We start from the raw sequence: 26,028 nt of genomic DNA, 5'->3' as shown, positions 1-26,028 counted from the left end.
TCATTAACCTCCTCCCCCCTTCAACAGCTTCCTCACCAAGGCACAACCGTATAGAAGTGAAGGAAAACCGAAGAGGAACATTAAGGTATATAGATTACCGGAGACGCTTAACAGCTTAGCCACGTCCGGATGACCGGATACGACCCAGTAAGAATAGGCCAAACATAAGAATGATAATGGTGCCACAACAGGTTTATAGTCATTTAAACCGAACCATTCAGCCGTCGTTGTCGAGAAGATGTAAAGAAATACGGAGATTTTGACGAAAATACCGAAGATCCACACCGCTATGATGACAGCTTCAATATGCTGCAGAAAGTCAGCGATGGTAATGTATCTCGCAGCAATCAACATAGGAAATGCAAAGCTGTCCGTTAGATCGCCAATCAGGAACAAACAAACTAGATTGGTGACGATCATGGTTATGGTTGTAAACAACAAAGAACCAATCATCGCTTTGCCGAGTTTGCGTTTACGGTTGACATAAGGAAGCAGGAAAGCGATCACGATATACTCGCTGAACCATGCAGCAGGCGGTATGCTGCCGAGCATGGAAGGAAGCGGTCCATCCTCGAACACCGGAAGAAGCTCTTGCGGTTTCAGCTCTTTGATCAGCAGAAGAAATGTAAGGAGCAATAGAGCAGTGATGATGGTCACGAATATTTGCGAGGTTCGGCCTACAACCTCTATCCCAAGGCGAACATTTAGCGCACATACAATAACCATCGTCCCCATCACGACGAATAATGGCGTGCGCGGCAAAGCGTTGTTAACGATAAATTCGCCATACTCTCTAATAATCAGTCCCGTCAGATGCGGCAGGTAGAAAAGGTAAGCGAGTCCGAATATTTTGCCTGGAAGCCATCCCAATATTTGCATACTGGTTTGAAGCATCGTCATATCAGGATATAATCGATGAATGCCTAGACTTATCCCTATAACGACAAGCCCTATGAAAGATCCCCACAATGGCGAAAGCCACATATCGTGCCCTGCATAATGCATGGTCATACTTGGAGCGGATAGGATAGAAGTTGCAAGTATGGTCGGCAGCAGCAGAATCGCTAGTTGAAATTCAGAAATTCGCCCCTTATCGGTAATCATGCGTACCCCCTCCTCCACTTGAGCATAACAGTCACTCGTTTACCTAATTTGCGTGTTCCTCCAAATCATGACTCCATCGGACATTGTTAACCTTGTGCGCATTGGCTGGCGCAGCGGGCGACAGATAGGGCATGCCAAACGATCGCAAACTGCTAAGGTGGATCACAATCACAATGACGCCAAGCATCATCCCGACGAGTCCAAGCGTGCCAGCCAGTATCATGATCGGGAATCTGAGCAGTCGCGAAACAATGCCTGCCGCATACCTGGGGATCATGAACGAAGCGATCCCGGTTAACGCAACGATAATGACCATCGGAGCGGATACGATACCTGCCGAGGTAGCGGCTTGTCCGATAATGAGCGCTCCGACGATACTGACAGCAGCGCCAACCTGCTTAGGCAATCGAACCCCGGCTTCTCTAAGCGCTTCGAATGCGATTTCCATGATCATCGCTTCCACCAGTGCCGGAAACGGAATCTCTTCTCTCGCCCTAGCGATGCTAAGCAGCAGTACCGTAGGAATCATTTCCTGATGATAAGTCGTTATCGCCACATAAGCCGATGGAAGCATAATGGAAATGACAGCGAATAAGTATCTTAACCATCGAACAAACAGGCTCATATATTTATTCTCGTAATAATCTTCCGGAGATTGGAGCATCGAGAAAATGGATACAGGAGCAATCAGACTGAAAGGCGTTCCATCAATGATAAGCGCAAAGCGACCTTCGAGGAGATTGGCTGCGACAACATCCGGCCGTTCTGTCGCGATCATCTGCGGAAAAGGCGAGTACTGCTCATCCGCAAGCCCTTTTTCGATATAATAACTTTCCATAACGCCATTTACCTGCAGCTTGCGTAATCTTGATTGGACTTCCTTAATTAACGATGGATCAATGATGCCCTCGACATAAGCGAGAACAATTTCTGTGTTTGTGTATTGCCCTTTTGTCGTAGGAATAAGTTTCAATGAAGGTGTTTTCATTCGTTTGCGCAATAAAGAAAGATTGATGCTTAAATTTTCAGTAAAGCCTTCTCTGGGTCCGCGGACAGTCGACTCCGCAGTAGGCTCTTCAACCGCACGCGATGTCGATTTGGGCAGAGAATAAGCTCTGCCTATCGACTGTTCTTCCAACAGCAGCAGAGCTTGTCCATTCAGAATAGCAAGAATAGCTTGATCGATCGTACAAACGTTCTGGATGGAAGACATAGGGACTTGTGGTCCTTTAGTTAAGTCTGAAACGTAATGTCCTTCCGGCGTAAAAGCCGTGTCGACATCGAAGTTGCTTGGAAAGTTGTTTCCCAACATAGGAGACAGCAATTGTCTCTCCAGTCTCTCGGAATCGCACAAGCTGCTGCAATATACACACAATGCGGATAAATGATTTCCTGTATGGAAGCTGCGAAAAATAATGTCAGCGTTATCTCCCAAGACTTCCTGTAGCAACGCGCGGTTTCCAGCTAGACTGGATGTGAATTTCTCTTTATCTTCTTTCTTGTCCGTTTTAACCATCATCGCTCACCCCGCTTTCCGTATTTGGAGATAAGGCACCTATAGGTTTTTCCCAATAAGTAGTAATTATGCGCAGGTTCGTCGAAGTCGTGTCAGATTATGCGGATTCGATTTCCAACTCCACACAAAAAACACTCAAGAGCGTGTCTGCTCCCAAGTGTTCGCAACATCCCTCATTCAATTAAAAATCCATCCCAATATACTCTGCAACCGACAAAATAAAAGCGATTGCGTTACCTACAATAAAGAACCACTTGCGCACTCGTCAGCTCGTCGGCTCCGTCTCCACAACCATCCCGCTCGGGGGATATAGGCGCTGCTAATCCAGTCACAATGCGTTCGATTGCCTAGCCTTCACAACCGGTACCCAATACTCTACCTCATGATACTTCGTGTACACTTGCTTCTCCGCGCCTAGCTTTATATCTGCTCCGCCAACTTGGATAATCGGCCCCTGCACCTGCTCATAACCGGATGTCGGGAACCATTCGCCATAGATGCTGTGCCACGTCCCATGCTCCCACGGAGCCTGAATCTCAAAGACGACCCAAGTATGGGCTGGCACCGTCAATGAAGTCAAGTTAGACGGACAAGGCTGAGATGAGGCCACGCCAAACAAATATTCAAATTCATTGCCCACCTGCTCCCCAACCTGATAATCGACATGCAGAATGCCCGACGGTTGAATATCATTCAGTGCTAGCATCTGGTCGTACATCCGTTGATCCGTATCCCTCCATACTTGCAGCATGCCTGGATGATCGCCTTCTGGCACAGGCACCACATGATTGGAAACGCCAATCAGCTGAAAGGCTTCCTTCTGTTCAATCCGATATTTCATAGGATTTCGTCCCCCTATCGATAGTCGGAAGGTCATCGGCGGATACGCTTTGAGCGAACGGCTGCTTTCGCGCGATTCGGATGGCGTCATGCCGTGCATGCTCTGGAAGGCGCGTGTAAAAGCATCCGGCGATTGATAACCGTATTTAACCGCTATATCAATTACTTTCACTGAACGATCCTGAAGCTCTAATGCGGCCAGCGTAAGCCTCCTTCGGCGAATGTATTCCTGCAGCGGAATGCCAGCAAGGAACGAGAACATGCGTTTAAAGTGGTACACCGAACAATACGCTCGTCTAGCAATTTCATTCTCGTCCACTTCATATTGCAAGTTCTGCTCAATGTAGGCGAGAGCATCGTTCAACTGGTTCAGCGTATTCATGCAATGCCCCCCCCCATTAAGTTAGAATGTCTATCGGCTCTCGACCCCTGCCATTTGTTACAACTCCGTTTATTTTATTTAGCGTAAGTAATCGTAGGCTAACTCCCGTTCAAACAATCCACTTTCTTCGATAAACTGGGATACTATCTGAACATGTGCGCTTCCGACGATCAGCAAGATTCGGTCATCGCTGGAATCAACGATTCGGGCAAGATTGGAGAACAGAATCAAGTTTCGTTGGTACCACCAGATCAGCCATTCCATCCCTATGTATTGATCCCAATCCCCGATGCGTGCCATGTTGACATACATCGTATGATGCTGTTTAACTTGGAACGGCTCATTACATTCACGATACATATCTAGTATGGTTCGATAGGATACTTCGCCTTCATTCGAATAGGTATGATGCAGCCAGCCGAATATTGACTCGAACAGCTCGGGCTGATGCTTCTTTGCCCATTCGTAGACATCTCCTGACCCTTTCGTACTTGCTCCCTGCTCCATCCAATCAATACAATAGACCTTCCTATGCATTAGCTCTGAAGCAATCCGAAAGCCCACCTGGTAAATTTCATTCACTCGCAGTTCACAGGTCCCAGCTAGGTACTGCTCATACTGCCCATTAATTATCTCGCTGTTTCTCGTCTCGACCTCAAGTGCCAGCTTAGTCGGACGATATCGCTTTATTCGCTCGACTACTTCCACTATCTCTTGTTGCCGTTTGTCTGTTAAGATATCTTGCAGCTGATGGCTGAAGAGATCGTTTGACGGACCCATGTGAAATGTACCAAGTATCATAAGCTTTGGTTTCTTGAATTCATTAAACCAGACCATTGCTTCACCTCGTATGAATGTTATCACAGCTCTCATCCATAGATTATCAGGCAAGCACATTTGATGACCGACTATTCCGTTGCAATTGCTGCAGGATGGTCGTTCACGCAAAACAATTTCCTACCGATCGGACAACCATCATGATGTAGAAAGTTACTTATTATAGCTTTAATAGCCATTCACCAATATCAGACACCTTAACTACCTAACTCTATCGGTTTTACTTGAAACGTGCTTGATAGTACCGTCAACGTCTGGGTAAAACCATATTCACTGCATGCGATTCGAAACTGATCCAGCGCACTAATCGATTCAGACACGACCTTCATCAGGAAATTGTATTGACCGCTAATCTGATGCAGCTCCATAACCTCAGGGGACCGCTCGCAAAATGCAGTCAACTTGTCGCATCGATCGGTTTGAATAAGGAGGAACGCTGTAACCGCCTTGCCTAGCTTCGACTGGTCGATATCCGCTCTATAGCCTTGTATAATTCCCTTCTCTTCGAGCCTCTTCACTCGCTCCGTTACGGCTGGCGCCGTCATATTAATCGTTCGTCCGATCTCGCTGATCGAGATGCGGGCATTGTCCTGCAGCAGATTCAAGATTTTCACGTCGATCTGATCCAATTGGTTCATACTCCCTTCTTCTCTTTCGATTTTGAAGCGAACGAAACCTTTTTACTTGAGATATGAAACCAAATCAATCCGAATACCTTGGAATTCTTATGTAAGAAAGCAAGCCGGTTCTGTAGACTGTTGGTACAGGAATGACAGTACATCCATTCATGTAAGTACAGGAGGAACCTCAAATGAAAGAACCTTTGCTCCGCCCGCTTCATATCGGCAATTTGAACTTGCGCAATCGCCTAATTGTAGCTCCCATGCAGCAGTATCAAGGGACTCCTGAAGCTTATGCCAACGATTACCATGTCAATCATTATAGCAGACTCGCTCGTGACGCTGGGTTGTTAATTATAGAATCAACCGGTATTTCAGCTGATGGGAGGCTATTCCCGAACGACATTGGCATATACAGCGATGCTCATACAGAGCCTCTAAGACGAATCGTTGACGCTGTTCATGCGCAAGGAACACCAATCTTCATTCAACTGACCCACGGAGGGAGGAAATCGTGGCGCGCTGCGGTTAATCGCATGTTAGCCCCAAGCCCCCTTGCCTATGACGATCAGTATGGCGTACCCGAACAGATGAACAGTGACGATATAGAGAGAGAATTAGAAAACTATCGACGTGCTGCACGCAGGAGCATTCAAGCAGGTTTCGATGGCATTGAGGTTCATGCAGCGCATGGACATCTTGTTCACCAATTTCTATCGCCATTATCAAACGTGAGAACCGATTCATACGGCGGCACGCTTAACAATCGCGTTCGTTTTCTTAACCATGTATTGGATGCGGTCCGTTCGGAGACTGGCAGCGGCTATCCGGTCATTGTACGTTTCTCAGCCTCTGATTATGTCACAGGCGGGTTAACTCCATCCGAGATCGGCACCATCGTGTCATTACTAGATGCTCAGATCGATGCCGTGGATATTTCGTCAGGCGGCTTGCTGCCCCTCAATCCGGACGCATCGCATGATGGTTACCAAGTGCCGTACGCCTCCATCATCAAGCATTTGGTCAACATTCCCGTCATCGCGGTCGGCAATATCCACACCCGATCACAAGCAGCTTTCATCCTTAGCGAGGGATTGGCTGATTTCGTTGCGGTTGGCAGACCATTGCTTCAAGACCCCGACTTTATTCGATCAACGTTTCTGACGAAACAACCAACAACATGCGGCTGATGTGCAAAATACGGCAAAGGAGCAGAATGCCTATAAGGCACGCTGCTCCTTCCCCTTTAAACCTTCACGACCGGTACCCAGAACTCCGCCTCATGGTGCTTCGTATATTCCTGCTTCTCCACTCCAAGCTGAAGCTTGGGGCCTCCTTCCTGGAAAGTCCTTCCCTTCTCTTGATCGTAGACGGATGTCGGGAACCATTCCCCGTAGATGCTGTGCCAAGTCCCTTGCTCCCACGGGGACATGATCTCGAATACGACCCAGTATGCGCTGGTACCATTATTGAAGTGAATTGTGAAGGACAAGCTTGGGACGAGTTAGGAATGAGAACATTCGTTTGAAGCGGTAAACCGAGCAATAAGCACGCCTAGCAATTTCATTGTCATCCACTTCGTATTCAAGGTTTTGTTCAATATATTCTAGCCCATCGTTCAACTGGTTGAGCGTATTCATACTATGACCTCCTTTCATCCATAGATTATCAGGCAAGCGCATTTGATGACCGACTATTCCGTTGCAATAGCTGCAGGATGGTCGTTCACGCAAGGAATTGTAATAACGAAGAGCGAATACGTATGAAAGGATAGACTGCCAAGGGAGGAAGCGTTCGCATGGAGATCACCATTACGCAAGCAGCAGCGGAGGATGCCCCGCTGATATTAGCCCTGCAGAAGCTTGCCTATCGAAGCGAAGCCTTGTTCTACAACGACTTTAATATCGAGCCGCTTCTCCAGACACTTGAGCACCTGCTGCAGCAGTTTGACGATCATATCGTACTGAAAGCCGTCGTAGACGGCAGAATTGTAGGGTCAGTACGAGCAGTGGAACGAGATGGCACCTGCTTTATCGGAAAGCTGATGGTCGATCCCGCTTATCAGAATCAAGGCATCGGCAAACAGCTGATGAGACAGATCGAAGCGCTGTTCCCGCAAGCTCGTTATGAATTATTTACAGGCTTTAAGAGTTTTCGCAATATTGCTTTATACGAGAAATTGGGGTATCACATCTATCATGAACGTGTGATCACTTCTCATTTTAGCCTAATCTATCTAGAGAAGAAAAGTAGTTAACCAAATGCCAAGAGCAGCCGAATCGAATTCGACTGCTCTTTATTTATTCCGGTATGGATATAGAGAAAGTCCCCGTTAAGACCGCATCGCTTAAGTTCAGAATGCCGACTGTTTGAATCTGGCTGAGACTGATTCCATATTCTTGTCCGCTAATAAGCTCGATCTCGAATGGCGGCAGCCCATTGTAACGAGTTACAACGACTCGCGCTGGTCCCGTTAAGCTGTCAACGCTGACTGTGACTAATCCGGAAACGCCAGGCGGATCGACCGCTGAGTAATAACCTTGTCCGACACCTGGGTCCTGCGTAATGAATGTGAAGAATCCAAGAGACACCCTTTGTCCACCTCCTCCATGTAATAGATGAGATTGGAAGTGTTGTTGTAACGGCTCTCATTGCCCTTTTTCACCACTACTAAAGCTTCTTCCGCACTTCTGCACAACGAACAGGCTTTAAGAATACGAATAGGTAGATACCTACCTAGCATGGAATCGGGAGGAAAAGAATGATGTACTGGGGCTACCCAATCGCTTACCGGCAGTCTTTCCAGCCGCTATGGCAAACAACTTTCCAACAAGCACTCGCGCTGATTCGTGATGCTGTACAGGACGAAAGCCACGACGAGATGTTCTATGAACAATTAATTCGTCTAGCGCCAAACCAAGAGCAGCGCGCTATCATTGCCTCCATTCGGGACGACGAGCGTGGTCATAATCGGATGTTTAGAAGCATGTACAAAGAATTGACGGGTCAAGATATCGGTCCTTCGCCTGCCGCCCCGATTGAAGCGCCTGCCTCCTATGTGGATGGTCTCGTATCTGCCTTGTTCGGCGAGTTATCTGCCGTAGAGAAATACCGTTCCATATGGTCAGGTCTGCCTGCCGGCGTCTATCAGAATACGGTGCTCGGCATCATTCTTGATGAACAGAAGCATGCGTCCAAGTACAATTACTTGTTCACATTAAACAGCACTCACTAAGCCGTTTTAATCGAAAATAGGGCCCGTATCGTAAGTTTTATCCCTTACGACGGCCCTTCTCCCTACTCCTCGTCATCATGTTCCCCTCGTACAATTGCCGATGTCCCAATCACATGTCCTGCTCCATCCAGCGCCATCACCTGATAGAATGGCCCTTCGGACTGCACAGTAATTTCCGTCTCGAAGCCCGTACGAACCGCTCTGACAGTAACGATCTCTAAACAATCTAATGCGGCTCCTGCGAGAACACGCCATGCGGCCGTTTCCGTAGAGCCGTTCCATGATGCGAATACAGCTGCTATATCATCCGTAATATGTACGGCAACACTAGGCGGATCCTTCGGAAGCCCGACCCATTCATTCTTGAATGCGCGATAAGACAAGTTCTGACTTGGATATTGCACATCGTATAACAAGTTCAAAGATGGATCAGTCGTTGTATTGCCTGGATTGGCGAACTCCGATAAGTAGGGCTCCTGTCCCCATCCGATGAATTGGTTACCGTTCGGCAGCAGCTGCACATTGCCCTGACTGGGGACAAATAACGCGGGGTCATGGTAATAGGTTCGGTCCACCGTTGCCGTCATTTGTGCCAAATCAAGGGCAAGAACCAACCCATGTGCTTGGCACTCAGGCGGCGACGTGCGCGTAGCACAGCAAGCGTCATCGAACAAGCTGACCCTGTTATCGGATCGATGGCGCGCGTGATGCTGCCAGGAGAACGATGCATTCGGGCCTAACGTGAAATTGCTTCTCTTACCGCCAAGCTGCCATAGGATGTTCCCCGTCTTCTTATCGATGTTATAGATCGCCCACATATTACGCATGCTGATCAGCAGTGTATCGTTCGGTCCTTCGTCGATCGAATTGACATGGAAGCAGTCCCAAATTCCATTCGAACTTGCTGCCGACGATGCGGGAAGCATCGAATCTGCAGGGTCAACATGAGTAAGTACATCCCAGAAGAACACAAGCTGTCCCGTCTCTAGATCAATTTCCTGCACGGAGTAATTATCGAAGAAACCATTCGCCGGTCCGCCATATGGCGTCAAATCGCCTGGCACTTGCTTTAATGCGGTGAGCAAGGCGGTATTCCGCTTCGTAATGGTAAACTCATGCAGATCGGATGTATAGCCGTTCTGAGCGGATACCTTATGATTCACATGGTAGTTCTGATCGAATATCAAGTAGAACGCACCAGGCTCAGCATCGCCATCCGGCAAATTCGGATTAGCCGATTGCGTGCCCGATATGGTCCCTTCCCACATCGTAAGTACGGGCTTGCCTTTATATAACTGAACTCGAAAGTCTGCATTCTGAACGAATCGATTCGGCAGCGGCCTGAACCAGACCGGATTTCCTGCCTGATCCATAATAAGTGAACCTGTCTGTCCAATCATCTCTGCTCCGAAGAAGGTGTAAGGTGAGACGAATAGAAACCCTGGTGCCGTTCCAGACTTCTTCACCTTGATCATCACTTGCATCGGATGCAAGTTCGGAGCTGAGACGAAGCTCCATGCGCCATTCACCGTGATCGTCATTATCGCATGTCCTCCCTATCGCCCGATACATCGATCTTTAACCTATGTGTATCGCATGCCAGGTGGATTCATGACACACAAAAAGCCGCGGGTAAGCGCGGCTTTCACTCTTTTGCTTCTTCTTATCATTATTATTCGAAAATCGCTACAGGCCGCGCCCAGCCGCCGCTTGCCTTCTCCACTTTGACCGGGAAGCAGCTGATCTTGAACCCGAATGGCTGAGGCAGCTGATCGAGATTCGCCAGCTTCTCGATCTGACAGTACTCACGGTCCTTGCCGACGTAGTGGGCAGCCCACAGCACGCCTTCTTTCGGTTCTTTCTTGAATGCATCCGCTTGCAGGTTGAGCGGAATATCCCATCCCCAGCCATCGGTTCCGACCACTTTGATTCCCTGATCGAGCAGCCACAACGTGGCTTCAGCGGAAACGCCTGCATGCAAGAACGCATAATGCTCATGATACAGCCGCTTGTCTGCATCGCTGCGGATCAGGACGATATCGAACGGCTTCAACGTATAACCGATCCGGTTCAGTTCACCGATAAGGTCTTCCGTCGTAATCTCGTAACCTGGCGGTTTCGAGCTGAAATCAAGGACAACGCCATCTGAATAAAACCATTCCAACGGCAGCTCGTCGATCGTTCTTGCCGGCTTTCCTTCCGATGTCGGCCAATAATGCCATGGCGCATCGACATGAGTCCCGGCATGCGTGTTTAAGGTGACAGTCTCCGTCGCCCATGCTTTGCTTTCCGGGAAGTCTGCTGGATTCAAGCCGAGAATTGCGGCAGCCTGCTTAGCGCCATCTTCATGACTCGCATATTCAATCCGTGCTGGCAGCGGCTCACGAATGCTCGGACTAATCGGTACACTCAAATCTATTAATTTCATACTCATCTGCTCTCCCTTACTTGCACGAATAATGAATTCGAAGCGACATAATTGCCTATGACCGCATCTATTCTATTATTGTTCCACATGAGGACGCAACAGTTATTTCCAACATCTCTAGATAAAGATCAAATGAACGACAAGATGCGCCATCGTTCGCCGATCCGTTGCGCTACACTGGAATTGTTTATCGGCTAGTCCATTTGGGGGAGGTTATGATGTTGAAGCAGTACGATGTGATTATGATCGGAAGCGGCCACAACGCCCTTGTAGCAGCTGCTTATTTGACCCGTGCTGGAAGAAGCGTACTGCTGCTGGAGCGCAATGATCGGCCAGGCGGGTTTCTGCGAACGGAGGAGTTGACGCTGCCCGGATTCAAACATGACGTCTACGCGGCTGCGCATCCATTGTTCTTGACAGGTCCAGCGTACGCTGACTTCAAGGAGGCGCTCGAGGCTCGAGGACTTCGCTACATAAACACTGATTTGCCAACAGGCGTATCTATGGAGTCTGGTGAGACGGCCGTATTTCCGCGCTCAGGCGAAGCGCTGGCAGCAGAAACGGAACGATTGGCACCTGGTGATGGCGCCGCATTAGGCAGAATCTTCGAAGCTTTCGCTCCGTATGCAGGCGATGTATTCGAGCTGTTCAATCTCGATCTGACCAGCAAGCGCGCATCCTTGATTATCGACAAACTGCTGCATAAGAATAATCCTAACGGTCACGGCGCATCTGGCCATCAAGCTTCTCTCTCCGCCTTCTCAGCTTACCTATTCTCCACAGCCCGCCAAGCGGTCAATGAGTTGAAATCCCCAGTAACCAGGGCGATGCTTGCATCATGGGTCACCCATCTTGGCCGTACGCCGGATGAAGTCGGCAGCGGCGTTTGGGTTCCGCTTACAGCTATGGCGTTAATGGGCGGCGGTATGCCCATTCCAGAAGGCGGTGCAGAGAAGCTGGCATCTTCACTTGCGCAGCTCGTCATCGATCAAGGCGGCACGATCATTACAGGTACGCAAGCCGAGCGGATCGTCGTTAAGAATGGCAAGGCGGTGGCTGTTCGTACTGCTGAAGGTGAAGAATATCATGCAAGACATGCTGTTGTTGCTTCGACCGGCCCTGACCAGCTCTATCTGAAGCTGCTTGCCGATGAGCCGACCCCTGCCGAGATTGCGACACAAGCGAAACAATTCCGTTATGGCAGGGGCTGTGTACAAATCCATCTTGCGCTGAGCGAACCGCCTCAATGGCCGGATGCCCGCTTCAATCAAGTCGGACAGCCGCATCTGACGGACAGTCTGGATGGCTTCACGCAAGCGATCGCGCAAGGGATGGCCGATCTGCTGCCAGCGAAACCAACGTTTACGGTCGACTGTTCGACGAATCTGGACCCGACTCGGGCGCCTGCTGGCAAAGCCATCATGCGTCTGCAAGTACTCGAAGTACCTTGCCGACCGCGTGGAGATGCTGCTGGTTTGATTGAGGTTGGCGATGGATCGTGGACGCCGGAGCTTACCGAACGATTCGCGGAACGAGTCATCAATGTCGTTGCCAAGCATATCCCGAACATTCCAAGCGCGATCATTGGGAAGTATGTCGTCACCCCTGACACGATCGCCCGTTATAATTTGAACGCCGGCCCAGGGGATCCGTATGGCGGCGCGCATGATCTCGCGCAAAGCTATCTGTTCCGCCCCCTCCCTGCACAACCAAGCCATCAGACATCGATTCCGAATCTGTACTTGCTTGGTGCGGCGACTTGGCCTGGACATGGCATTAATGGAGGATCGGGCTATATTGTAGCGCAGAAGCTGCTGGCGGGAGATAAATTCGTTTGATCAAACCGATGTTTCTGAAACACAAAGAGGAGCGGCGCGCTTAGGCAGCCTGCTCCTCTTCTATTGATACAGCTCGAAGCCGTCCGTGTTCAGTATTTGAATCTCAAATTTCGGCACGATCGTCATATTCGGATAGTCTTTACGCCAGTCCAGCGTCTTCCACAGCTTAGGATGATACGCCTTAATATGCTTGCCGACTCCGAGCACATCACAGTTTGCTTCTTGTGCCGTATGGATCATTTCTGCAGCTAGCTGTTCGAATCGCTTGCTTAGCAGCTTCTCCATTTTCACCGCATAATTCGGCTTCATTGTATCGATGTTATCCCCGATATCAAACACGTTGATTTTCAGCTTCACGCCAACTGTCACCTTCGGCAATCGACCGGAGCCCTGCTGCGTGCGCTCGCTTCTAATAACATCTTTGACCGAGAATCCGTAAGTGATATTGCGAATGCCGCTTTCACTGTCTTGAATGCTTCCTGTAATTCGCTGCCTGCCCTGATCATTCCCAAGCACGAACATCAGCATCCGCAGTTGTTCGGTCGTTAATTGTTTGCCAGTGTATTTGCCAGAATGGAACAACATAGCGCCTTCGATCTGAAACTTCATTTCTTTATAACGAACCAGTGGAAGCGGATAATCCTCAAGCGGTTCATCAGCCGATGCGATAAACTCCAGCATGGATACATTTCTGATTACGCCATTGGATTGCAAGCTTTTAATAAAGTTGTTGAGCTTCTCGATCGGTGCTTTCCGATTGCTTGTCTTATATTTAGTAAGCTCATCCATATCGCCAGCAAACACGATGACAGGCGTATTGATCGATGTATAAGGCGCGTGCAGCAAAAATTTGAGCTCTTCAACCGGCTTATCGGATACGAACGATTTGCTCATGAGGAAAGCACGCGTGCTCACTGCCAAGAATGGACCTTGATCCATGTACTCCGTCTTCCCTACTGCTTCAATGACACTTGGTCCCATTAATGTTGTTCGCTCTGCAATCGGCTCCCCTTCTCCCTTTCCTGCCGACTTGAGCGATGTCACAATGAGATCAACGGTGATGTTCTTCGTCTTCTCGTCGCGGTCAATCCCAATGACATCGATCATCTGAAGGTCACGAAGAGGCAGCCTGTCCCAGCAGCCCGTCAGCAGCAGCAATGAGGTGATGCCGAGTGCCGCACGCTTCATTTGGCAAACCCGCCTTTACCCCGCACCAACGAACAACATAACAATAGTACCGGTGCGATGACAACGATAATGCCTGTTGCATAGTTATGAAATACCGTGAATCGAATGACACGTTCCCGATTCTCTCCCCACAATCCTGCAACGAAGCACACCCCAGCCAACAGCCAGACAAGCATCGAATGTTTGTGAATTTCCTTGCGCGAAACAAAAGCGAGATATCTTGCAGATAGAAACAGATAGACATAAACGGTAACAGTGACGACAGCAAGCCAAATCGTCATAAACAGAATATCCAAGCTCTGAACAACCGGCCAATTGAACTGCCGAAGGATGTACATCATCGGTTCTGCTATTGCGTTCAATTGACTCTCACTGAATTTATACATCACGATCAGCGATACGATGACATAAAACAAAGTCGTCACGCCATTGGCGACCGTCATGGCGATTACGATATCCCTTCGCTTCCGATACTTGACATAAGGAAACACATATAACAGCAGTTCATAACCTGCGAACAGCCATAATGATGGAAGCGAATCTCTCACGATTGCGCCGATACCATGGTTGCCGATCGGGAGAAGATGTCGATAATCCCCTTTGCCTGAACCGCTAATCAGGACAATAGCAGCAGATACAAGGAACATGAACATGATGGATTGCGTGACAACAGCAATGGAACGAAGCTGCGATGAAGCAATATAGGCAGCAATCGCAAACGATAAGCCGAGAATGACATACCATGGAGTCGTCAGCAGCATCCATCGTTCGATCACGTCTGTATAAGATACAACGACCACTAAGCAAGATTCCGCACAGTACGCGGCAAACATTAAATTGAGCACAGCTCCAATCGGTTTTCCAAGCAAAGTGGACATGTACTGCGGGAGCGATTGGTCGGCGAATCGCTTTCCTAACCAGTAGATGACCATGATTACCGTTTGCGCGATAAGTCCCCCTACAATGACGGACATCCAAGCATCATGGCCGGCATGGCGGGATTCGTGAAACGGAATCGACAACACATGAACGCCGACTTGTGTTAGAAAGACGAGGCAAACCAGCTGTTGTGTGGATATCTGCTTCAGATGGATCATTTCTCCCAGCCCCTTGGGTTTCGAATTCTAACTTTATTGCGCGTTAGGCTCTCCTTCGCCCGAGTCTTCAATCGCCATAGCGGCGCTCGCAATAACGTATCACGCATAGATCCGGCATTTAAACCGGTGTAGAAATACGGCACACCCATCATATGCATACGTGAAAGATGAGCGAGCAGGAACAGATAAGCAAACTCTAGTCCGAGCAATCCCAGGACAGCCGACATGAAGATGAACGGATACGGCAGCAGCCTCGCTGCACTGCTCATCTCATACGACGGAATGATGAACGATGCTAAGCCCGTGAAAGCAACAACGACGACCATCGTGTTGGATACCAAATTCGACTGCACGACAACCGTACCGATGACAATACCGCCAACGACGCCGATCGTTTGACCAATCGGACTCGGCAGCCGTATGGTAGCTTCCCTTAATATCTCAAGAATCAGCAGCATCAATATCGCTTCCAGCACTGCAGGAAGTGCGATGAATTGCATAGAGCTTTGCAGCGTAAGCGCTATGCTGAAGGGCAGAATGCGCGGGTCGAAAGTGACCATCGCAACATAAGCGCCTGGAAGACTGATTGCGATCATAAAACAGAAGATGCGGAGAACCCGAAAGGTGCTGCCAAGCAGCCAGTTGATCTGATAATCATCAGGGCTCTGGAAGAATGCCCAGAACGAAACGGGAAGAATAAGGCTGTCCGGTGATCCATTCGTTAGAATCGCAATCTTCCCATCCATCAAATAGGACCTTACCCGATCCGGCCGCTCGGTGACGAGCATCTGCGGAAACAACGAGAACGACTTCTCCTCCACTAGCTCTTGAATAAACCCAGGCGCTTCGACATAATCGATATCGATACTCCCGATCCGGCGATCCAGCTCCTGCAGAATATGCTCGTTCGCGATCGACTTCAAATAAAGGACAGCAACCTTCGTATTCGAGATGCGGCCGAGATTGTAATATTTCACGACAAGATCAGGAGAAGCCAACAGCTTCCGCATCAGATTAAGGTTCGTATCCAAATTCTCGATTAGTGCTTCGTTCGAACCGCGCAAAACCCGTTCATTAACAGGAATATTAATAGAACGTTCCTTACTAAGTGCTGTACCTAGTATGTAGAGCGTTGATTCCCCTTCGATCTGGATGAGCGTTTTCCCTTCAATTAATGCCGTTAATGCTTCAGACAGCAGTACCGTTTCGCTTGACTGAAGAACGGAAACCGCCTCTCGAATCGCTGCATTCGTATGGACGAATAAAGGCTTTATAATATGTTCTTGTACAATTGCATAATCAATCATCGTATCAAGGTAAAACAGTCGATACTGACGACTGCCAACTGTTAAATCTGTCGTCTGGAAGTCCGAACTGTTAGACAGCAGCTCCTGCAACGTTCGCGTGTTGTTTGCAATAAGGCTCTCCGATCGCAAATAAACTCACTCCCTTTCTTGGAAGAATAAGTATCCTTATTGTTCCCAAGACAAGGCTTAGTATCCGATTATGCGATCAAAATGTTACGTAAAACAAAACAGGTTGCTGATATCGAATCAGCAACCTGTTTTGTTTCATTTACTTTACAAACTGCTGCAGCAGCTGGTTGAGCTTGTCGCGTTCGCAATAGAAGGATCCGTGCCCGCTGTAATGGAACGGCACCAGCTGCGAATTGCGGATTTTGCGATGCATCTCTTCCGCTTGGCTGAACGGAATAACCTTATCATGCGTGCCATGTACGATGAGCGTCGGCACGTTAATTCTACCCAGATCCGCTTCAAGATTGAATTCACTCAGCATTTTGATGATCGCAGCAGTAGACCAACCGGCTGCTTGCATCCCCGTCTGGAAGAACCAATCCGCGAACGGCGGCGATATATATTGGAAGAAGAACATATCGGTAATGTCTCGCATCATTTTCGGACGGTCATTGAGTGACTCGTTCAGCAGCTGCGCAGCCGTTTGCTTCGTAAACCCCGTCGGGACGGCGGCGTCGATCAGAATGAGATGAGATAATCCATAATTGTTGTAACGTGATGCGTACTTCACAGCGATCGCACCGCCAGTAGAGTGCCCGGCGAGCGCAAAATGGTTAAGTTTCAACGCCTCGACAACCATGCGGATATCATCCGCAAGACGCTCCAGGTTGTAGCCGTGATAAGGTTTATCGGAATCACCGAATCCGCGCCAATCGATGCCGATCACGCGATATCCTTTGCCAGGCAGCACGTTGAATTGGTATTCGAATTGCTTGTGACTAAGCGGCCAGCCGTGCAGGAACACAATCGTTTTACTGCCGCCAGGATTCAAATCCTCAACAAACAGCTTCACGCCCGGTTCGACATTAACATAATATCCCATACGAATTCCCCCGTTCACTCATCCAGCATTCCTAGTCATGATACTCACCTAGATGCCAGTGGGTGACTGCCTACGCAGAATTACGCTTCGGAGGACAAATATAAACTCCAATTTAGTTAACAATGCTTGCTGAGATGCGCCCTTTCACCCATTTTGCAAACACAAATCGTACAGTCGGGCCCACGATCAACAGCTGCAGCGAAAGTGCGAAGAAGAAATTGTAGAAGTACAGGGTGAAATAGGTGCGGAAGAACGATTCGCCATGAAGTCCATTCGTTAGCAAACCATACAGTGACATTAGCGTAACCATTCCAAATACCATGCAGAATGCAAGCGATACAAAGACATACAGCTTCTTCGACTTATCATACGGGAGCGAAAATGCGACTTTCTTTGCAACTGGTCCAACAACGAACGCTTCCAATACGAATGCAACGGCGAAGCACAATAGAAACTGAAGAAACAGTTCTACACCGGACATCGAGTCAAGCGCATCGTGCCGAACCAGATTATACGTCATCATGAAAATAACCATTCCTAAACACATCATCATTCCGAAAACCGCTTCTTCTTTCTTTGTTGTAGGCAACATCATCATCCTCTCTTATTTACCTTTGTAATTATAGAGATCAGAAATCGCGCGCATAAGTGAACAAGTTGTGAATTTTCACGTATAGCGAATGAGATCCGCTGGCAGCGAGAGAACGCGTGCAGATTCCGCACGCAAGCGTCACGACTCGTATTTTCCAGACGATTGGCGGTGCATTCGGTTCTTCCGTGCTGGCAACGGTTATAGCAAGTCGAATGTCTGCACATAACACGCCAATTGCTAATGCCTATCAGAGTGCCTTCTGGTGGTCCATTGGCTTAGCCGTTGTTGCTATTATTCCGACATTAATGTTGGCTAAACCGAAGAAGATTGAAGTTTAATAAGCGATTGTTGTGCTTAATGATCAACTATGTTAAGAAGCGCCTTGCCGATCATTCCGGTCTTACGCCTGTATCATCGGTTATGGCGCTTTTTTCCTTGAACAAGAATGGATAAACAGAGTAGAGACACTTCATTTTATTAGTTTACATAATATATATTAAGTTAACTTTATTGCGCCCCACACTCCCTAAACCCGATTTAAATACGCCAATAACAATTTTTTTAGCGATTTAGGAAGGTTTTATGTCCTCTGCCGTCGAAAATGTATACCTTCTGAACTGCATTAAATCCACATTTAATGCGGTTAGTGTTTAAATCGATAATTTATTCACGTCACGAATCATATAGCGACTCGTTTGACGCGTTTTTCGACCCTTTTGTCCCAATATGAGGAAATACGTCGCAGCAGGATTCTACATAAAGGAAGGTATGACGGCATGAGTACACTGGACAACCATGAAGAGCAATTAGACATGTATTTAATCTGGCTCAAGGACCGCGGATACTCGCAAGATACGCAGCATGGCTACATGCACGATGTTCGCGCCTTTCTCCGCAGTCATCCCGATAAGCCGATCAACCTGCTTCGCAAAATCGATGTGATGAGCCATCTGACCAAAGTTCGGATGAACGGCGCTGGAGATCGCGCGCGTAACCGGTCGCTATCCGCCATTCGGCTGTTCTTCAAAGTCATGATCGAATTCGAGCAGTTGGAGACGAATCCCGCAATGGACGTTCCGAAGTCGAAGGTGGAGAAGAATAAAGTGCCTGCCTATATGGAACCGGAGGACTTGGGGAAGTTGCTGGAGGTTGTCGATAGCCGCTACCGATTAAGAGATATTGCGATCCTATCGCTGATGGCCTACTGCGGGCTTAGAGTCGGTGAAATTCATCGATTGAATCTGAACGATTTTCAAGTGCAAGCAGGACAATTAGCAATTCTGGGCAAAGGCAGGAAGTGGCGCTACATCCCCCTCCCTGCTTCACTGATTACCTTATTGAATGATTGTCTCTCCGAACGGATTGAACCGCGCCGCAATCAAGAGAATGCCTTCTTCGTATCGCGTCTTGGCAGACGAATGTCCAAGCGTGCCATACAGGATGTATGCGAGAAGTCACTTGACTCCTTCCGGGAACAGCATCCCGATTACCAGGACATGCCGCTCTCTTCCCATAAGCTGCGACACTCCTTCGCGACGAATCTGCTCGCAACCGGCCGAGTGGATTTACGAACCTTGCAGGAACTGCTCGGGCATGAAGATATATCGACGACCCAGATTTATACCCACGTATCCGATCATGCGAAGAAAGAAGCGATGACATCGATTCAGCCGCTGCTTCCGAGTTATTAAGTGAAGGTCTCTTCTATCTGAGAAATGGAAATGGGCATTATTGTAAGGTTGAAATATAGTTAACTTAATATATATTATGTAAACTAGATCATATCAACAAAGCCGACCCATAAGGTCGGCTTTGTTGAGTCTCTATGTGATCTTCCGTTAGGAAGTTATCTTTATGAAAGTGTCTTCAGCGATTCTGGCGTGAAAGGAATCAACTCATCTGTGCGACCGCTGGAGATTTTGGCCACCCAAGCAGGATCAACCAATAATGCTCGCCCGATCGCGATAAGATCGAACTCCCCTTTCGCAAACCGCGGAACCAATCCTTCAATGCCTGCCGCATTGGCCCCTTTCCCCTCTGCGAATAGTGTCGTTACGTCTCCATCTAACCCAATCGAACCAACCGTTATCGTCGGTTTGCCTGTAAGCTGTTTCACCCATCCCGCAAGATTCAAATCCGAACCTTCAAATTCAGGCTGCCAGAATCGACGTGTCGAGCAATGGAAAATATCGACGCCCGCTTCCACCATTGGTTGGAGGAACAACTGCAGTTCATCCGGCGTTGACACTAACTTCGCTGTGTAATCGACGCCCTTCCACTGCGAAATACGCAGCACGATTGGGAAATCCGGGCCAACTTCACGGCGGCATGCCTTGATAACTTCTTGTGCGAATCGAGTACGTGCAACCAAGCTGCCTCCGTAACGATCGGTACGTTGATTGGTTTGTTCCCAGAAGAATTGATCAATTAGATAACCGTGTGCACCGTGAAGTTCGATGCCATCAAATCCAATGCGCTTGGCATCCGCTGCGGCTTGCGCGAATGCTGCAATGATCGCTTCGATCTCGGATTCCGAGTAATCATTAACGTTTCCCCGCGCTCCCATATGCCAGATTTGCGGAATGATTTTACCGCCGGCAGCATGAACTTCAGCCACTACGTTGGCCCAGCCGTTTAATGCCTCTTCGCCATAGAAGAAAGGGACATTCTTCTGATTCGAGGAATCCGCATGCTGGATTACGGTACCTTCTGTAATTATCAAGCCAACGTTATTCTCAGCTCTGCGGCGATAATAAGCAGCAACATCTGCTCCAGGAACACCATTCGGCGACATGTTACGGGTCATCGGCGCCATAACTGTTCGGTTCTTCAGCGTAAGATTGCCCAAAGTGAACGAAGTAAATAACGGCTGTAAGGATGTAGTCGTTGTCATCGTAATCCTCCCTTAATCGAACAAGTTATTGGGTATTATTTAATCAGAAACCAAAACGATATTGTGCCGGAATCGAAGCTTCTTTATTCAATCGAGCAGCTGCTTCCAACGTCCAGTATGGGTTTCTAAGCAGGCCTCTGCCTACTGCCACCAGATCTGCATCGTCATTGCCAATAACCGCGTTCGCCAGAATCGGATCATCCAATCTTCCGACTGCGATAACCGGAATATCGAGTGCTTGCTTGATTGCACGCGCTAATGGCACCTGGTATCCAGCATGCGTTCCCGGTCTGCCGAATGCTGCGATTTGTCCTTCGCCGCCGGACGACACATGAATCATGTCTACTCCTGCTTGCTTGTATTCCTTAGCTATCTTAATGCTCGCTTCAATGTCATATCCACCTTCTACGTACTCTTTGGCGGAAATGCGCATGACGAGAGGCATGTTCTCAGGCATTACCGACTTGGCAGCTAAAATAACTTCACGGCCGAATCGCGTCAGGTCTTGACCGTATTCGTCTTCTCGTTTATTCGTGAGTGGAGAATGGAATTGGTGAATCAAATAGCCGTGCGCACCATGAAGCTCGATCGTATCGACTCCAGCTTTCACTGCACGAGCAGTCGCTGCCCGGAATTTCTCCACCATCTCTTGTATTTCTTCTGTCGTTAGAGCACGAGGCACTTTGGATTTCTCATCAAATGCTATTGCTGAAGGTGCGACAGGCACTGCGGCATCCTCTGCTTTGCGGCCGGCATGCGCGATTTGAATGCCGACTTTGGCGCCATAGTCGTGGCAAGCATCAACGATTCGTTTCAGCGCTGGAATCTGCTCGTCAAACCATAAGCCTAAATCAAAATCACTAATACGACCGTCCGGCTCCACATCCGTCATTTCTATTATGATCAAACCAGCTCCGCCAATAGCACGGCTAACATAGTGCATATAATGCCAATCGGTGGCGATCCCGTCCTTCTTCTCAACCGAATATTGACACATAGGCGGCATGACAACGCGATTCTTCAATTCCAAATCCTTAATCTTATAAGTACTGAACAGATCCTCCATCGGTTATGCATCTCTCCAATCCTATATCTCTATATATGCATGCGCAAGCATATATATGAACGAATCATTTAGAAGCATGCGCATGCATCTAAATTATCGTAATCTTTGTGTGATGTCAAGTCCCTTTCAATAAGAGTTGTTCGATCGATCAGAACAACCTGTGAACAAGACTCGCGAATTCAGCTTGAAGGCCTTCCCTTTGCAGCTCCGATTGAAGAACTTGATTAAAGGTCTTCAGCGCACGCTGAAATTTGTCTTCGCCAATCTCCGTAATTTGGGTGTAGATCCCTCTGCGATCATTCTCGCACATATGTCTATGCAATGCGCCGCAATCATTGGCCTCCATTCGCACCACAAGTCTGGAGGTTGCACTTTGGCTTAAGCCTATCATCTCCTGCAAGGACTGCAGCCGCAATTTCTTTTCTTCCGACTGAGAGATGAAATACAACACGCTGAACTCCTTCAAGGACAGGCCGTATTCCTGTTGAAGCGCCTGCTCCAATTTATCCGTGATGCTGGAATATAGCTGAGATAAAGATAACCATACTGTTATAGGTTCATTGTTATTGTCCATTGCTGTCACGCCCAATCTATACCGAGTATTATCCTATCGTTTATCCCATTGTATCAATCAGGAGTTGAACGGTCAAAACCATATTCATAACAAAAAAAAAGAATGCCACACGTCATGCGGCATTCAGCGTTTAACTTATGGCTGGCCCAGCAGTTGACGAATCGCCTCATCCAGCGGTGTCGTCGGATGACCGAGCACACGCTCGAAATCACTGTTCTCTACCTCTAACTCGCCTTCGCCAATCTGCGTTTGCAGCGAGGCTAGGAACCCGCTCACTGCTTCCGGCAGTCCTGCTTGCTGCAAAATCTGGCTATAGGCTGCTCCATCGGCATACTGAACCTGTACCTCGCGATTCGTCGCTTCTGCGAAGATCTTCGAGAGTTCCGCTTGCGTAAGCAGCTTGCCGGACAATTCATAGAGCGTACGGTCATGGCCTTCCCCTGCTAGTACGCGAGCCGCTGCTTCAGCGAAGTCGCGGCGAGTCGCCCAGCCGATCTTCCCTTCACCTGAAGCGATGATCCAAGGTGCGCCGCTCTGTACCGCTTGGAACGTGCTCAGCTCATTCTCGAGATACCAGTTGTTCCGAAGGATCGAATATGGAATGCCTGATGCGATAATCGCTTCTTCCGTTGCGCGATGGTCGGCTGCCAAGCTGAGCTTGCTCGTCGATGCTTTCGGTGCGCTCGTGTAAACGATGAAGCTTACTTTCTTCTCTCTCGCAGCTTCGATGACAGCCTTATGCTGCTGCACACGATTCGCCATGTCATCGGTCGAAATCAAGAGCACGCGATCGATGCCTTCGAATGCGGTGAGCAAAGAATCGGTATCATTAAAGTTCGCTGTGCGAACGTCCACGCCAAGCGCTTGAAGATGCTCCGCCTTCTTCGGATCACGTACGCTAACTGCAATACGATCTGCGGGCACTAACTTCAGCAATTGCTCGACGACAAGTGAACCAAGTTGGCCGGTACCGCCGGTTACAAGCAGTTTCATTGTTATCCCTCACCTTACCATAATTTTAGAATTGAATCGAAAATGTAGTTCCGCTGCCATGCTCGATCGTGTCGAACAAAACGCGAGGCGTTCCTGTCGGAGAGCCGCTTCCCAATGCGATGAGCAGTGGGACAAAATGCTCCGCTCTCGGAACTGCACGTGCCGCGTGCGGCGCTAGTTCTGCATACTTGCTTAATGCTTCTATGTCTCGCGCCAAAGCTTTGTCACGAACCCAGTCTCTGAATGCGATAACCCACTCGCGCGGCGGTGCGTCCTTATTGCGATCAAACTCATTAAAGTTGTGGCTGATGAAGCCGCTGCCGATCACGAGTATCCCCTCCCGCTCCAGCCCTTGCAAGGCTTCGCCGATGGCGATCTGCTGTCTTGCCGGCAGGAACGGATTGACCGATACGGGGACGATCGGAATATCCGCTTCGGGATAAGCATGCATCATGATCGGGAATACGCCATGATCAAGGCCGCGATAACGAGTTTGAACCGGAATATGGCGCTGCTTGAGACGCTCTTCGACGATAGAGGCGACGATCTTGGAGCCTCGTGCGGGATATTGAACCTGATAGAATGACGCAGGGAATCCATAATAATCGTAGACCATGTCGTGAACATCATCGGTTGCAGCAATGGTCGTGATCTCATTTTCAAAATGCGCAGAGAAAATAACGATCGCCTTCGGACGATGCTGTTGACCGAATTGCTTGAGGAACCGAGTAAAGTCCGACTGCTCGAATATCGTAAACGGTGAACCGTGCGCGAGAAATACAGGCGATAGCATCGCTTACCTTGCCTCCCTATTAGAAACGACCAATTGCAATGAATACGAACAGAGCGAGCATAATAATATTGATTACAATGCCTTGCTTCTCGCCGCGTCTTGCGTGGAACGCTGCTGCCAGAACCATAATAATACCAAGGCCTACAGCCGACAACGGTGTCAGTACCGGCGCGATATCTAGTGCCCACGGCAGAACGAGACCAATACCGCCGAGCAGTTCAGCTATACCGATGAAGTTGACGAATCCTTTGGAATACTCCTTCACCCATGGCAGCGATGATCTCGCTTTCTCGTAGTTCAACGATTTCATCATACCCGCCATAATAAACGCTAATGCCATTAGACCTTGCGCAATCCATAATGCAATATTCATCTTACTGTGCACGCCCCTTAAGTTGTGGTGTTGTATTCTTTCATTCCCTAGCGCTATAATAAGCTCTAGGCTCAAACGTCGGAAGTAGGCACTTCAAATAAACATAGTATCCATTTGGAAACCTTAGATAGAACGCGGGATTATGGAGGTAATAAGCACAGATGAAAGATCAAGAGAATTGTTCGATTGAGACGTCATTAGAGATTCTCGTCGGCAAGTGGAAACCTGTTATTTTGTATCAATTATTCACGAATGGTACGCTGCGGTTTAGCGAACTGCAGAAAGCGATCCCTGGCATTACGAAGAAAATGCTGACGGCGCAGTTGCGCGAGCTGGAGTATCACGATATCGTGCATCGCAAAGTATATCTGCAAATCCCCCCCAAGGTCGAATATTCGATTACCGAATACGGTCAGGGCATTACGCCCCTTGTTCAATCGATCAGTGAATGGGGTCAGGCACATGTGAAGCATCTCGCCGAGATTTACGGCGATGACCGAGTGCCGAGGCAAGCAGCAGAGCAAGTTGAATAACAAGAAGCGCGATCGTAAGAAGCTGCCGTGTTCGGCATTTTTCTTGCGATCGCGCTTTTTATTATTAAGAGGGTTTGTGAATAACTAGCAACAATTTCTGCTTGGCTGTCGTCATACCTCTAAGAAGGAGGCGGTCGTTTGATCAGGATCATATGCTCATTCATGGTGATATTGCTCGTCCTATCAGGGTGCTCATCGCAATCACGATCGGAATCAGAATCGAAATCAACGATCGATAATAATGCCGCCCCGAAGGAAACGATACCGCAAGAACCCAATAAACAAGAAACCGTTAAACCAGACACGGTCAAGTTCATCTTGCCGGCAACGATGCCGGAAGACTTCAACTTCAAAATCAGCTATGGCTATGGCGAAGTACAGAAGAATGTCATTGATACTTACACGGGCCAGGTAACCAAAGACCTCATCGCGAAAGGAACGGCAACAGCAGACTTCTCTTTCACTTCCGAGGAGCTAAGCAGCATCTACGATAAAATGAAGGGCATCAACTTCGCGCAGGAGAAACAATCAACAGCCGATATTGTCTGCGAACGTACACCGAGCAACGCCGATACATGGCAAGTAACTGCCAATAGCGAGACGGCAACTCTATCGTGGACCGATAAAACGTGCACCTTGACCAAGAATGAGGAGCAATTGCTCGAACTAAGACAATACATTCAACACATCGTCGCGCTTAAGGACTCTTATCAGGCTTTGCCAGAAGCTGAAGGCGGTTATGACTGAATATCGTTTCGATGCGTAAAA

At 48.5% G+C, this 26,028-nt stretch carries 29 protein-coding genes; 8 read left to right on the top strand and 21 right to left on the bottom strand.

Going from position 1 to position 26,028, the window contains the following annotated elements; translation table 11 throughout:
* Positions 1-3: 3 nt before the first annotated feature.
* The 5 genes from SBI19_RS01975 to SBI19_RS01955 all read right to left on the bottom strand — a co-directional run bounded on the left by SBI19_RS01975 (position 4) and on the right by SBI19_RS01955 (position 5,317).
* A complete protein-coding gene (locus SBI19_RS01975) occupies positions 4-1,104 on the bottom strand; it encodes a GerAB/ArcD/ProY family transporter (RefSeq protein WP_317964519.1) in 1,101 nt (366 codons plus the stop codon).
* Positions 1,105-1,147: 43 nt separating this feature from the next.
* On the bottom strand, positions 1,148-2,620 hold the full coding sequence (locus SBI19_RS01970; protein WP_317964591.1) for a spore germination protein: 1,473 nt from the start codon (positions 2,618-2,620) through the stop codon (positions 1,148-1,150).
* Between the two features lie 328 nt (positions 2,621-2,948).
* On the bottom strand, positions 2,949-3,842 hold the full coding sequence (locus SBI19_RS01965; RefSeq protein ID WP_317964518.1) for an AraC family transcriptional regulator: 894 nt from the start codon (positions 3,840-3,842) through the stop codon (positions 2,949-2,951).
* 78 nt (positions 3,843-3,920) lie between these two features.
* Positions 3,921-4,679: a DUF5694 domain-containing protein gene (locus SBI19_RS01960; RefSeq protein WP_317964517.1), complete on the bottom strand. Its 759-nt coding sequence runs from the start codon at positions 4,677-4,679 to the stop codon at positions 3,921-3,923.
* A 197-nt stretch (positions 4,680-4,876) separates the two neighbouring features.
* On the bottom strand, positions 4,877-5,317 hold the full coding sequence (locus SBI19_RS01955; protein ID WP_317964516.1) for an Lrp/AsnC family transcriptional regulator: 441 nt from the start codon (positions 5,315-5,317) through the stop codon (positions 4,877-4,879).
* A gap of 173 nt (positions 5,318-5,490) precedes the next feature.
* On the opposite strand from SBI19_RS01955, the gene SBI19_RS01950 reads away from it, so the two are divergent.
* Positions 5,491-6,489, top strand: a complete 999-nt coding sequence (locus SBI19_RS01950; protein WP_317964515.1) for an oxidoreductase — start codon at positions 5,491-5,493, stop codon at positions 6,487-6,489.
* 56 nt (positions 6,490-6,545) lie between these two features.
* On the opposite strand, the gene SBI19_RS01945 is transcribed toward SBI19_RS01950, so the two are convergent.
* Positions 6,546-6,731 (bottom strand): hypothetical protein, encoded by a 186-nt coding sequence (locus tag SBI19_RS01945; RefSeq protein WP_317964514.1) that lies wholly within the window; start codon positions 6,729-6,731, stop codon positions 6,546-6,548.
* 34 nt (positions 6,732-6,765) lie between these two features.
* Positions 6,766-6,939: a hypothetical protein gene (locus SBI19_RS01940; RefSeq protein ID WP_317964513.1), complete on the bottom strand. Its 174-nt coding sequence runs from the start codon at positions 6,937-6,939 to the stop codon at positions 6,766-6,768.
* Positions 6,940-7,097: 158 nt separating this feature from the next.
* Here SBI19_RS01940 and SBI19_RS01935 point away from each other — a divergent pair, with 158 nt between their 5' ends.
* Complete coding sequence (locus tag SBI19_RS01935) at positions 7,098-7,556, top strand: GNAT family N-acetyltransferase (protein ID WP_317964512.1); 459 nt, start codon at positions 7,098-7,100, stop codon at positions 7,554-7,556.
* Positions 7,557-7,599: 43 nt separating this feature from the next.
* Here the strand turns inward: SBI19_RS01935 and SBI19_RS01930 are convergent, their stop codons facing one another.
* A complete protein-coding gene (locus SBI19_RS01930) occupies positions 7,600-7,890 on the bottom strand; it encodes a hypothetical protein (protein WP_317964511.1) in 291 nt (96 codons plus the stop codon).
* 170 nt (positions 7,891-8,060) lie between these two features.
* Between SBI19_RS01930 and SBI19_RS01925 the strand changes: the two genes are divergently transcribed.
* Positions 8,061-8,534, top strand: a complete 474-nt coding sequence (locus tag SBI19_RS01925) for a ferritin-like domain-containing protein (protein WP_317964510.1) — start codon at positions 8,061-8,063, stop codon at positions 8,532-8,534.
* 62 nt (positions 8,535-8,596) lie between these two features.
* On the opposite strand, the gene SBI19_RS01920 is transcribed toward SBI19_RS01925, so the two are convergent.
* Positions 8,597-10,075 (bottom strand): arylsulfotransferase family protein, encoded by a 1,479-nt coding sequence (locus SBI19_RS01920; RefSeq protein WP_317964509.1) that lies wholly within the window; start codon positions 10,073-10,075, stop codon positions 8,597-8,599.
* 131 nt (positions 10,076-10,206) lie between these two features.
* Positions 10,207-10,962, bottom strand: coding sequence for a cyclase family protein (locus tag SBI19_RS01915; protein ID WP_317964508.1), 756 nt, complete (start codon positions 10,960-10,962; stop codon positions 10,207-10,209).
* Between the two features lie 215 nt (positions 10,963-11,177).
* Between SBI19_RS01915 and SBI19_RS01910 the strand changes: the two genes are divergently transcribed.
* On the top strand, positions 11,178-12,800 hold the full coding sequence (locus SBI19_RS01910; protein ID WP_317964507.1) for a phytoene desaturase family protein: 1,623 nt from the start codon (positions 11,178-11,180) through the stop codon (positions 12,798-12,800).
* A gap of 60 nt (positions 12,801-12,860) precedes the next feature.
* On the opposite strand, the gene SBI19_RS01905 is transcribed toward SBI19_RS01910, so the two are convergent.
* From SBI19_RS01905 to SBI19_RS01885, 5 genes are all read right to left on the bottom strand, one after another.
* Complete coding sequence (locus SBI19_RS01905; protein WP_317964506.1) at positions 12,861-13,988, bottom strand: Ger(x)C family spore germination protein; 1,128 nt, start codon at positions 13,986-13,988, stop codon at positions 12,861-12,863.
* Positions 13,985-15,085: a GerAB/ArcD/ProY family transporter gene (locus SBI19_RS01900; RefSeq protein ID WP_317964505.1), complete on the bottom strand. Its 1,101-nt coding sequence runs from the start codon at positions 15,083-15,085 to the stop codon at positions 13,985-13,987. Before SBI19_RS01900 ends, SBI19_RS01905 begins: the two co-directional genes overlap by 4 nt.
* Complete coding sequence (locus SBI19_RS01895) at positions 15,082-16,521, bottom strand: spore germination protein (RefSeq protein ID WP_317964504.1); 1,440 nt, start codon at positions 16,519-16,521, stop codon at positions 15,082-15,084. Before SBI19_RS01895 ends, SBI19_RS01900 begins: the two co-directional genes overlap by 4 nt.
* A gap of 139 nt (positions 16,522-16,660) precedes the next feature.
* The gene (locus SBI19_RS01890) at positions 16,661-17,443 is read right to left on the bottom strand and encodes an alpha/beta fold hydrolase (protein ID WP_317964503.1); all 783 of its coding nucleotides are present in this window, start codon (positions 17,441-17,443) and stop codon (positions 16,661-16,663) included.
* A gap of 112 nt (positions 17,444-17,555) precedes the next feature.
* Positions 17,556-18,035 (bottom strand): DUF2798 domain-containing protein, encoded by a 480-nt coding sequence (locus SBI19_RS01885; protein ID WP_483312217.1) that lies wholly within the window; start codon positions 18,033-18,035, stop codon positions 17,556-17,558.
* 116 nt (positions 18,036-18,151) lie between these two features.
* Here SBI19_RS01885 and SBI19_RS01880 point away from each other — a divergent pair, with 116 nt between their 5' ends.
* Together SBI19_RS01880 and SBI19_RS01875 are read left to right on the top strand one after the other, a co-directional pair.
* Positions 18,152-18,373 carry a hypothetical protein gene (locus SBI19_RS01880; protein ID WP_317964501.1) on the top strand — a complete coding sequence of 74 codons (222 nt, stop codon included), beginning with the start codon at positions 18,152-18,154 and terminating at the stop codon, positions 18,371-18,373.
* A gap of 438 nt (positions 18,374-18,811) precedes the next feature.
* Positions 18,812-19,726, top strand: a complete 915-nt coding sequence (locus SBI19_RS01875) for a tyrosine-type recombinase/integrase (RefSeq protein WP_317964500.1) — start codon at positions 18,812-18,814, stop codon at positions 19,724-19,726.
* Between the two features lie 161 nt (positions 19,727-19,887).
* Here the strand turns inward: SBI19_RS01875 and SBI19_RS01870 are convergent, their stop codons facing one another.
* The 6 genes from SBI19_RS01870 to SBI19_RS01845 all read right to left on the bottom strand — a co-directional run bounded on the left by SBI19_RS01870 (position 19,888) and on the right by SBI19_RS01845 (position 24,727).
* On the bottom strand, positions 19,888-20,928 hold the full coding sequence (locus SBI19_RS01870) for an NADH:flavin oxidoreductase (protein ID WP_317964499.1): 1,041 nt from the start codon (positions 20,926-20,928) through the stop codon (positions 19,888-19,890).
* A gap of 43 nt (positions 20,929-20,971) precedes the next feature.
* Entirely contained in the window at positions 20,972-21,994 is a 1,023-nt protein-coding gene (locus SBI19_RS01865; protein WP_317964498.1) for an NADH:flavin oxidoreductase/NADH oxidase, read from the bottom strand.
* A gap of 148 nt (positions 21,995-22,142) precedes the next feature.
* Entirely contained in the window at positions 22,143-22,568 is a 426-nt protein-coding gene (locus SBI19_RS01860; protein ID WP_317964497.1) for a MarR family winged helix-turn-helix transcriptional regulator, read from the bottom strand.
* A 135-nt stretch (positions 22,569-22,703) separates the two neighbouring features.
* The gene (locus SBI19_RS01855) at positions 22,704-23,561 is read right to left on the bottom strand and encodes an SDR family oxidoreductase (RefSeq protein ID WP_317964496.1); all 858 of its coding nucleotides are present in this window, start codon (positions 23,559-23,561) and stop codon (positions 22,704-22,706) included.
* 25 nt (positions 23,562-23,586) lie between these two features.
* Positions 23,587-24,354 (bottom strand): DODA-type extradiol aromatic ring-opening family dioxygenase, encoded by a 768-nt coding sequence (locus tag SBI19_RS01850; protein ID WP_317964495.1) that lies wholly within the window; start codon positions 24,352-24,354, stop codon positions 23,587-23,589.
* Between the two features lie 19 nt (positions 24,355-24,373).
* Positions 24,374-24,727, bottom strand: coding sequence for a DoxX family protein (locus tag SBI19_RS01845; RefSeq protein WP_317964494.1), 354 nt, complete (start codon positions 24,725-24,727; stop codon positions 24,374-24,376).
* A gap of 161 nt (positions 24,728-24,888) precedes the next feature.
* Between SBI19_RS01845 and SBI19_RS01840 the strand changes: the two genes are divergently transcribed.
* Both SBI19_RS01840 and SBI19_RS01835 read left to right on the top strand, forming a co-directional pair.
* Positions 24,889-25,260, top strand: coding sequence for a winged helix-turn-helix transcriptional regulator (locus SBI19_RS01840; protein WP_317964493.1), 372 nt, complete (start codon positions 24,889-24,891; stop codon positions 25,258-25,260).
* 138 nt (positions 25,261-25,398) lie between these two features.
* Complete coding sequence (locus SBI19_RS01835) at positions 25,399-26,007, top strand: hypothetical protein (RefSeq protein WP_317964492.1); 609 nt, start codon at positions 25,399-25,401, stop codon at positions 26,005-26,007.
* The last annotated feature ends 21 nt before the right edge of the window (positions 26,008-26,028 follow it).

The organism is Paenibacillus sp. CCS19, assembly GCF_033239625.1.
Lineage (GTDB): Bacteria > Bacillota > Bacilli > Paenibacillales > Paenibacillaceae > Paenibacillus_T.
This window is presented reverse-complemented; position numbering and strand designations above follow the sequence as displayed.

Bases quoted from the DNA above. Each gene is read 5' to 3' on its own strand.
- SBI19_RS01855 (WP_317964496.1), bottom strand. From the start codon at position 23,561: ATGAAACTGCTTGTAACCGGCGGTACCGGCCAACTTGGTTCACTTGTC.
- SBI19_RS01845 (WP_317964494.1), bottom strand. From the start codon at position 24,727: ATGAATATTGCATTATGGATTGCGCAAGGTCTAATGGCATTAGCGTTT.
- SBI19_RS01925 (WP_317964510.1), top strand. From the start codon at position 8,061: ATGATGTACTGGGGCTACCCAATCGCTTACCGGCAGTCTTTCCAGCCG.
- SBI19_RS01945 (WP_317964514.1), bottom strand. From the start codon at position 6,731: ATGTCCCCGTGGGAGCAAGGGACTTGGCACAGCATCTACGGGGAATGG.
- SBI19_RS01960 (WP_317964517.1), bottom strand. From the start codon at position 4,679: ATGGTCTGGTTTAATGAATTCAAGAAACCAAAGCTTATGATACTTGGT.
- SBI19_RS01870 (WP_317964499.1), bottom strand. From the start codon at position 20,928: ATGACAACGACTACATCCTTACAGCCGTTATTTACTTCGTTCACTTTG.
- SBI19_RS01900 (WP_317964505.1), bottom strand. From the start codon at position 15,085: ATGATCCATCTGAAGCAGATATCCACACAACAGCTGGTTTGCCTCGTC.
- SBI19_RS01840 (WP_317964493.1), top strand. From the start codon at position 24,889: ATGAAAGATCAAGAGAATTGTTCGATTGAGACGTCATTAGAGATTCTC.
- SBI19_RS01950 (WP_317964515.1), top strand. From the start codon at position 5,491: ATGAAAGAACCTTTGCTCCGCCCGCTTCATATCGGCAATTTGAACTTG.
- SBI19_RS01905 (WP_317964506.1), bottom strand. From the start codon at position 13,988: ATGAAGCGTGCGGCACTCGGCATCACCTCATTGCTGCTGCTGACGGGC.
- SBI19_RS01955 (WP_317964516.1), bottom strand. From the start codon at position 5,317: ATGAACCAATTGGATCAGATCGACGTGAAAATCTTGAATCTGCTGCAG.
- SBI19_RS01920 (WP_317964509.1), bottom strand. From the start codon at position 10,075: ATGACGATCACGGTGAATGGCGCATGGAGCTTCGTCTCAGCTCCGAAC.
- SBI19_RS01940 (WP_317964513.1), bottom strand. From the start codon at position 6,939: ATGAATACGCTCAACCAGTTGAACGATGGGCTAGAATATATTGAACAA.
- SBI19_RS01850 (WP_317964495.1), bottom strand. From the start codon at position 24,354: ATGCTATCGCCTGTATTTCTCGCGCACGGTTCACCGTTTACGATATTC.
- SBI19_RS01975 (WP_317964519.1), bottom strand. From the start codon at position 1,104: ATGATTACCGATAAGGGGCGAATTTCTGAATTTCAACTAGCGATTCTG.
- SBI19_RS01935 (WP_317964512.1), top strand. From the start codon at position 7,098: ATGGAGATCACCATTACGCAAGCAGCAGCGGAGGATGCCCCGCTGATA.
- SBI19_RS01965 (WP_317964518.1), bottom strand. From the start codon at position 3,842: ATGAATACGCTGAACCAGTTGAACGATGCTCTCGCCTACATTGAGCAG.
- SBI19_RS01860 (WP_317964497.1), bottom strand. From the start codon at position 22,568: ATGGACAATAACAATGAACCTATAACAGTATGGTTATCTTTATCTCAG.
- SBI19_RS01970 (WP_317964591.1), bottom strand. From the start codon at position 2,620: ATGGTTAAAACGGACAAGAAAGAAGATAAAGAGAAATTCACATCCAGT.
- SBI19_RS01865 (WP_317964498.1), bottom strand. From the start codon at position 21,994: ATGGAGGATCTGTTCAGTACTTATAAGATTAAGGATTTGGAATTGAAG.
- SBI19_RS01875 (WP_317964500.1), top strand. From the start codon at position 18,812: ATGAGTACACTGGACAACCATGAAGAGCAATTAGACATGTATTTAATC.
- SBI19_RS01885 (WP_483312217.1), bottom strand. From the start codon at position 18,035: ATGTTGCCTACAACAAAGAAAGAAGAAGCGGTTTTCGGAATGATGATG.
- SBI19_RS01910 (WP_317964507.1), top strand. From the start codon at position 11,178: ATGATGTTGAAGCAGTACGATGTGATTATGATCGGAAGCGGCCACAAC.
- SBI19_RS01890 (WP_317964503.1), bottom strand. From the start codon at position 17,443: ATGGGATATTATGTTAATGTCGAACCGGGCGTGAAGCTGTTTGTTGAG.
- SBI19_RS01915 (WP_317964508.1), bottom strand. From the start codon at position 10,962: ATGAAATTAATAGATTTGAGTGTACCGATTAGTCCGAGCATTCGTGAG.